Source organism: Actinomycetospora sp., from assembly GCF_055612215.1.
Genome location: NZ_JBVPVA010000614.1, coordinates 1 through 6,583 on the forward strand (window position 1 = coordinate 1; position 6,583 = coordinate 6,583).

7 protein-coding genes are annotated in these 6,583 nt (G+C 73.8%); 1 reads left to right on the forward strand and 6 read right to left on the reverse strand.

Annotated elements, in window-relative coordinates:
- The 5 genes from AC0CYZ_RS16915 to AC0CYZ_RS16935 form a co-directional block, all read right to left on the reverse strand.
- On the reverse strand, positions 1–312 hold a 312-nt coding region (locus AC0CYZ_RS16915; protein ID WP_472217397.1), incomplete at its 3' end, for a hypothetical protein.
- Between the two features lie 181 nt (positions 313–493).
- The gene (locus AC0CYZ_RS16920) at positions 494–1,447 is read right to left on the reverse strand and encodes a GGDEF domain-containing protein (RefSeq protein ID WP_472217399.1); all 954 of its coding nucleotides are present in this window, start codon (positions 1,445–1,447) and stop codon (positions 494–496) included.
- Between the two features lie 266 nt (positions 1,448–1,713).
- Positions 1,714–2,187, reverse strand: coding sequence for a hypothetical protein (locus tag AC0CYZ_RS16925; protein ID WP_472217401.1), 474 nt, complete (start codon positions 2,185–2,187; stop codon positions 1,714–1,716).
- Position 2,188: 1 nt separating this feature from the next.
- Complete coding sequence (gene dusB, locus AC0CYZ_RS16930; RefSeq protein WP_472217403.1) at positions 2,189–3,322, reverse strand: tRNA dihydrouridine synthase DusB; 1,134 nt, start codon at positions 3,320–3,322, stop codon at positions 2,189–2,191.
- Positions 3,323–3,327: 5 nt separating this feature from the next.
- Positions 3,328–4,923 carry a Rieske 2Fe-2S domain-containing protein gene (locus AC0CYZ_RS16935; RefSeq protein ID WP_472217405.1) on the reverse strand — a complete coding sequence of 532 codons (1,596 nt, stop codon included), beginning with the start codon at positions 4,921–4,923 and terminating at the stop codon, positions 3,328–3,330.
- Between the two features lie 90 nt (positions 4,924–5,013).
- Between AC0CYZ_RS16935 and AC0CYZ_RS16940 the strand changes: the two genes are divergently transcribed.
- Positions 5,014–6,048: a PHP domain-containing protein gene (locus AC0CYZ_RS16940; protein WP_472217407.1), complete on the forward strand. Its 1,035-nt coding sequence runs from the start codon at positions 5,014–5,016 to the stop codon at positions 6,046–6,048.
- Between the two features lie 300 nt (positions 6,049–6,348).
- On the opposite strand, the gene AC0CYZ_RS16945 is transcribed toward AC0CYZ_RS16940, so the two are convergent.
- Positions 6,349–6,583, reverse strand: a 235-nt coding sequence (locus AC0CYZ_RS16945) for a hypothetical protein (RefSeq protein ID WP_472217409.1), incomplete at its 5' end; no start/stop codon positions are given.

Below are 6,583 nucleotides of genomic sequence, written 5' to 3' on the forward strand. Positions count from 1 at the left end.
CGTCGGCGCGACCGGGGCCACCGCCTGGGGCGGGGAGAGCGAGGCGCGGGCCGGACCGCGGGACGGGCCGGGGCCGCTGCGGGCGGCCGCACCGACGAGGTCGCGCATCGGCTCCGTGGTGGCCGCGGCACCTCCGGGGCGCAGGCCCGCGCGGTGGGCGCGCTTGCGGGCCAGCGGCACCATCGTCGGGACGACCGCGCCCCGCCGGGGCGGTTCCGCGGTGTCGGGGATGGTGATGCGGGTCGGCATCGAGGGCGGGTCGGACCGGGGGGATCCGTCCGGAGCGGCGTCCCGCTCTCGGTCGTCGATCATGGAACCCCCGGTGGAACCCGCGGAACAGGGACCGAGCGCCTCCTCGCCGCGCCGGGCCCACGCATCGTACTCAGACCGTCACCGAAACGTGGCCGGCGGGCTACCGTGCCGCGATTTCGGTGGTCCGCGTGGTCACCGGATCGTGAGCGGATGGGCCGAACAGCGGAGGGCCGGCCGACGTTCAGTGGCCGAGGTGACCCGCTCGAGGTGCCTCGCACACCGCCCGGGCGACGGCGTCGACCCCGCGGCGTCCCGAGGCCGCCCCGGCCAACCGCACGCGCCCCGCGGGGTCGCGGAAGGCCACGGCGTTGCGGCCCGTGCGCTTCGCGACGTAGAGGAGCTCGTCGACCCGGTCCAGCGCGCCGCCGGCCGGGCCGCCCTCGCCCTCGGTCCCTCCCGCCTCGGCGGCGAGGCAGCCCACCCCGACGCTGACCGTCACCCGCAGGTCCGGGGCGATCGCGGACCAGTCGTGCTCCTCGACGCGGGCGCGGATGCCCTCACAGGTGCTCACCGCGTCCTCGGCGCTCGCCCCGCCCAGGACCAGCGCGAACTCTTCGCCCCCGTACCGCGCGCAGAAGCCGTCGGGCGCCGGTCCGTCGATCCCCTCGCGCATGAGGGTCACCAAGGTGCGCAGCACGGAGTCCCCGACGGCGTGGCCGTAGGTGTCGTTGACGCCCTTGAAGTGGTCGACGTCCACCAGCGCGACGCAGACCGGGTCGGCGGTGCCGTCACGCAACGTCGACAGGCGTTCGTCGAGGTAGCGCCGGTTCCAGGTCGCGGTGAGGCTGTCGCGGCGGCTCTGCTCGCGGGCCTCGGCGCGCTCGCGCCGGAGACGGTCGACTTCGCGGCGTAACTGCTCGGGCACGTGCACCGGGGGTGTGTCGCCGAGGTGCACGAGGGCCATCGCGGCCCGCAGGTGCTGGTAGGCGCGGCGCCAGTCGCCGCGGTCGGCGAGCACCTCGGCGGCGGCCTCGTGGGCCCGGGCCTGCTGTGCGCGGGCCGCCCCGGAGTCCTCGACCGTGGGGTCGAGCCGGAGGGCCTCGTCGATCCCGACGATCGGGGAGGTGTCGAAGGTGCTGGCAGCGGGCTCGTGGACGGGAGTCTCGGGGACGTCCGGGACGGACGGGGGCGCCACGGTCACCGACGTCGCGACCGACGCCGGATCGCGTCGCCCGCCGACCCGTGAACCCCTCAACAGCACCCGCCGCTCCCTCCGCGTCCTGTCACCAGTGTCGCGCGTGGGGCCGCCGATGCAACGCACCCACCCCGACCGCCACCCGAATCAACCGTCCGGTCGATATGACTCTGCGTGAAAGAATCGCGCTGCTGCTCACCGGGCCCCGGAATGCTGCCCGACCGGGGGCTCAAGCTCGACCGGGGTGACCGCCCGTAGGTGTGGTCTCAGTCAGCACACGGAGCGTAGCCGGACACGCGGCCGTCGCGGATGACGAAGTGCTTCGACCCGACGTCCTCGCGGACCTCCAGCGACCCCCGCCGGACCGAGATGGCGGCGGCAACGACGTACACCGCGCCGAGCGGTCCCCCGGGCCCCGGCGCGGTCTGCGGGGGACGCCAGTCCGGGTCGGGACGCAGCGTGCGGCCGACGAGGTCGGTCCGCAGGGTGACGTCGCCGAAGCAGCGGTCGGGCGGGAACGGGGCGCCCGGCGCCTGGCTGGACCGCAGGAAGGAGGTCTGGGCGGCGGGCCCGGCGTCGCCGGCGCGGTTGGAGTCGCCGACGTAGGCGTCGATCAGCGCCCGGTCGGACGGGGGGACGAGGCCGACGCGCGCCTGCCCGGGGACGACGGCGCCGCACCCTGCGAGCACCGCGGCGGCGAGCAGGGTCCCGACGACGAGTGCCGGCCGCCGACCCGGCACGTCAGCCGCCGGAGTTCATGACGTCGGCGGCCGCGGGCACCGTCGCGTCCTCGGGGTCGTCGAGCCAGCCTTCGGGGAGCGTGACGTGGCCGGGTGAGCCCTGGCGGCCCCGCGGGCCGTCCGCCTCCGGGGGGAAGGGCTGATCGTGGTCGAGCCGGGCGAGCAGCGCGTCCAGGCTCTCCAGCCCGTCGATCATCCCGAGCTCGCGGCGCAGCTCCGAGCCGACGGCGAACCCGTGGAGGTACCAGGACATGTGCTTGCGCGCGTCCCGCACGCCCTTGCGCTCGCCGTGGTGGGCGATGAGCAGCTCGACGTGGCGGCGCATGACCCCGGCGACATGACCCAGCGTCGGCGGTGTCGGGGCGGGACGGCCGGCGAACGCGGCCTCGAGCTCGCCGAACAGCCACGGCCGGCCGAGGCAGCCCCGGCCGACCACGACGCCGTCGCACCCGGTCTTCTCGACCATCGCGAGGGCGTCGTCGGCGGCGAAGACGTCCCCGTTGCCGAGCACCGGGACCTCGGCGGGCACCGCGTCGCGCAGCTCGGCGATGCGGGCCCAGTCGGCCTGGCCGGAGTAGCGCTGGGCGGCGGTGCGGGCGTGCAGGGCGACGGCGGCCGCGCCCTCGGCGGCGGCGATCCGCCCGGCGTCGAGGAACGTCTCGTGCTCGTCGTCGATACCGATGCGCATCTTCACCGTCAGCGGCAGCCCGCCGCGCGAGGCCTCCGCGACCGCGGTGCGGACGATGCGCTCGAAGAGCCGCCGCTTGTAGGGCAGGGCCGCGCCGCCGCCGCGGCGGGTCACCTTGGGGACGGGGCAGCCGAAGTTGAGGTCCACGTGGTCGGCGAGGTCCTCGTCGACGATCCGGCGCACGGCGCGCCCGATCGTCTCGGGGTCCACCCCGTAGAGCTGCATCGAGCGGGGGGTCTCGTCGTCGTCGAAGGCGATCATCTCGGCGGTGCCGGGGTGGCGCTCCACCAGTGCCCGCGCGGTGATCATCTCGCAGACGTAGAGGCCCGCGCCCTGCTCGCGGCACAGCCGCCGGAAGGGCGGGTTGGTGACGCCCGCCATCGGCGCGAGCACGACGGGCGTCGGCAGCTCGTGGGGTCCGATCCGCAGCGCTCGCACGGGTCCCATTGTGCTCACTCCCCGAGCTTCTCCGCGCGGATCTCGTGGCCGGCCGAGGTCAGGCAGCGGCCGGTGGCGAGGTTGAACTTCCAGTTGTGCAGCGTGCACGTGAGCACGTCCCCGTCGACGGCGCCGAACTTGGACAGGTCCGCGGACAGGTGCGGGCAGCGGGCCTGGACGCGCCAGCCGTCGAGCTCGATGTCGCGCCCGTCGTCGTTCTGGGCGTCGTACCAGTTCTCGACGTAGTCGATCCGCTCCTCGGACAGACACTTGAAGAACGTGTACAGGTACTCGTTGTACTGGCCGACGCGCGTGGCGGTGAACCGCACGGACAGGAAGAGCGAGTTCGACCAGTCCACCTCGCCGGTCGCGATGTTGGTGGCCACCAGCGTCGCGGGGACGCCCCAGCGGTAGCGGGCCGCCTCGCCGTCGTAGACCCGGACCTCGCGGGCGGGGAAGTCGAAGACCAGCGAGAGCCTGCCGTCGTCGTCGACCCCGGGGGTGCCCGCGGGCATCTCGTGCAGGTCGAGCCGGACCGGGCCGCCGATGCCGTCGCACATGTGGTCGGCGCGCTTCATCAGCGGCTCGATCCACTCCTTGAGCTGGCGCAGGATGTCGGGCTGCGGGGTCGCCCACCGCGCCTTCTGCGCCTCGAGCGTCGGGCGGGCGCGCTCGGCGAAGGCGCGCAGGTAGTTCTCCTTGTCGAGGAAGATCGTCTCCACCTCGGCGTCGGACATCGGGTGCGTGAGGCCCCCGACGCGGCCGTGGTCGATCTCGGCGGTCGTCCCAGGCAGCAGCAGGTGGCCCTGCTGGGTGGAGCCGGCCTCCTGGCCGAGCTCGCGCATCCGGCCGAGGAACTCCCACTGGTCGGTGAAGATCGACTCGCCCTCGACGTCCCCGTAACCGAGGCCGTTCCACCGGAAGAGCTCGTCGTCGAGGAAACAGGGCGGACCCGCCGTCGGGAACACGTGCGGCGCCGCGACCTCTCGGATGTAGCGCATCGCGCGGTCCTCCTGGCCGATGCGCTTGCGGCGGGCGAACTCGCGCTTGGCGGCCTTGGGGAGGTCGTAGACCATCGGCCACCAGATGGCGCCGGAGAACTGCGTGAAGTGCGCGTCATAGGCGCCGAACTCCAGCAGCTCCGGGATGTCGAGCGGGTGCGCGTCGTTCTGGTCGACGATCCGCGCGGTGCCGTCGTCGAGGGAGAGCGCGGAGTCGCCGATGGGACCGTCGCCGGGGCCCTTGAGCGAGGTGATCATGAAGCGGAGGCCGTCGAGCTCCTGGGGGACCCCGGACTCGGTGCGCACGAAGTGGCGGAACCCCAGGTCGCGCAGCTCGTGCTCGAGCTCGTCGGTGGGGTAGTCCGGGAGCAGGACGCGGGCGTCCTTGGAGACGTGGTCGCGCAGGGTGTCCGCGTCGAAGTGGTCGCGGTGCAGGTGCGAGACGTAGAGGTAGTCGCAGTCGCCCAGGGCGTCCCAGTCGAGCTGCGTGTTGTCCGGGAACGGCACCCACGACGCGAAGAACGCGGGGGTCACCCACGGGTCGCACAGCACGCTGCCGCCCGCGGTCTCGAATCGCATCCCCGCGTGCCCGACTCCGGTCACCCGCACGAGCAGTCCTCCTCGGTCTCACCCCGGCCCGATCCCGATTGTCCGCGCCCGGGCACCGACGGGGCTTCCCGGGTGGGGTATGCCTGACCCGTGAGCCGAGTCCCTGTCGACGGAGACCCGATCGCCGCGCTGCGCGCCGTCGCCTTCTACTACGAGCGGGAGCGGGCGGACACCTATCGGGTGAAGGCCTACCGCTCAGCGGCCGACCGGTTGGCCGAGCTCGACCCCGACGAGGTCGCCTCCCGCGCCAGGGCCGGCACGCTCACCGACCTCAAGGGCGTGGGAAAGAAGACGGCGGCGGTCGTTGCGGACGTCGTCGCGGGCCGGACCCCGGAGACGCTCGCCGAGCTCGAGGGCCGTCACACCGAGCCGGTCGCCGGCGGGGTGGCGCTGCGCCAGGTGCTGCGGGGTGACTGCCACACGCACTCGACGTGGTCCGACGGTGGCAGCGACATCCTCGAGATGGCCCGGACCGCCCGCGACCTCGGGCACTCCTGGATGGTGCTCACCGACCACTCGCAGAACCTGACGGTGGCCAACGGGCTGTCCCCGGAGCGCCGGCGCCGCCAGTTCGACGTGATCGCCGAGGTCAACGAGGAGCTGGCGCCGTTCCGGCTGCTGCGCGGCATCGAGGTCGACATCCTCGAGGACGGCGCGATCGACGCCCCGGACGACCTGCTCGAGGAGCTCGACCTCGTCGTCGCCTCGGTGCACTCGAAGCTGCGGGCGCCCTCGGAGGAGATGACCGCCCGCATGGTCTGCGGCGTCTCCCACCCGCTGGTCGACGTGCTCGGCCACTGCACCGGCCGGCTCGTCACCGGGGGGCGCGGCACGCGGCCGCCGTCGACCTTCGACGCCGAGGCGGTGTTCGACGCGTGCCTGGAGAACGGGGTCGCCGTCGAGATCAACTCGCGCCCCGAGCGGCTCGACCCGCCCCGCGACCTGCTCCGCCAGGCCCTCGCGGCGGGGTGCGAGTTCGTGATCGACACCGATGCCCACGCCCCGGGGCAGCTGGACTGGCAGCCCTACGGGTGCGAGCGGGCCGTCGAGTGCGAGGTGCCGGCGGAGCGGGTGGTCAACACGCGCTCGGCCGACGACCTCCTCGCCTGGCGAACCCGCCTCTGACCAGGCGGTTCGATGTCGTTTGCGGGCTCGGCGATCTCGGCTTAGCGTGGAGGTACACGGGAGAGGAGGTGGTCCGACGTTGATGAACGACAGGACTCGTGAGGTGTCCGTCAGCTAGCCGACGTCAGGTCGTGGATTGGCCGGTTCCGCCCTCGCGGGCAGACACGTCGGCCGGCGAATTCCCGACGGACGCCAGACCCCCGGAGCGCTCGGGCTTCGTCCACCTGAGCCCCGCGGCCACGTGCCGCGGGAAACATGCTCCGGGGGTTTCTCCTGTCCGGGGTCGTGCCGGTGCGCGAGCTAGCGGGCGGCGTGGCGGGGTCGGTCGTCGACCCCGAACGACGAGCCGTAGGGCGCGTCCCGCTCCGAGCCGAACGGGACCGAGTCGTCCTCGCGACGACGCCGACGGCCGCCCTCGGGCTCGCCATAGGTGGGCAGATCCCCGCTGAGCGGGTCCCCGAAGCCGAAGCCGGGGACGTCGCCGGTGCGCGGCGCGTCGAGCGAGTACGGCGACTCGTACCGCGTCGCCCAGGAG

Excerpts from the sequence above, each read along its gene's own strand:
- dusB (WP_472217403.1), bottom strand. The coding sequence starts at position 3,322 with ATGGGACCCGTGCGAGCGCTGCGGATCGGACCCCACGAGCTGCCGACG.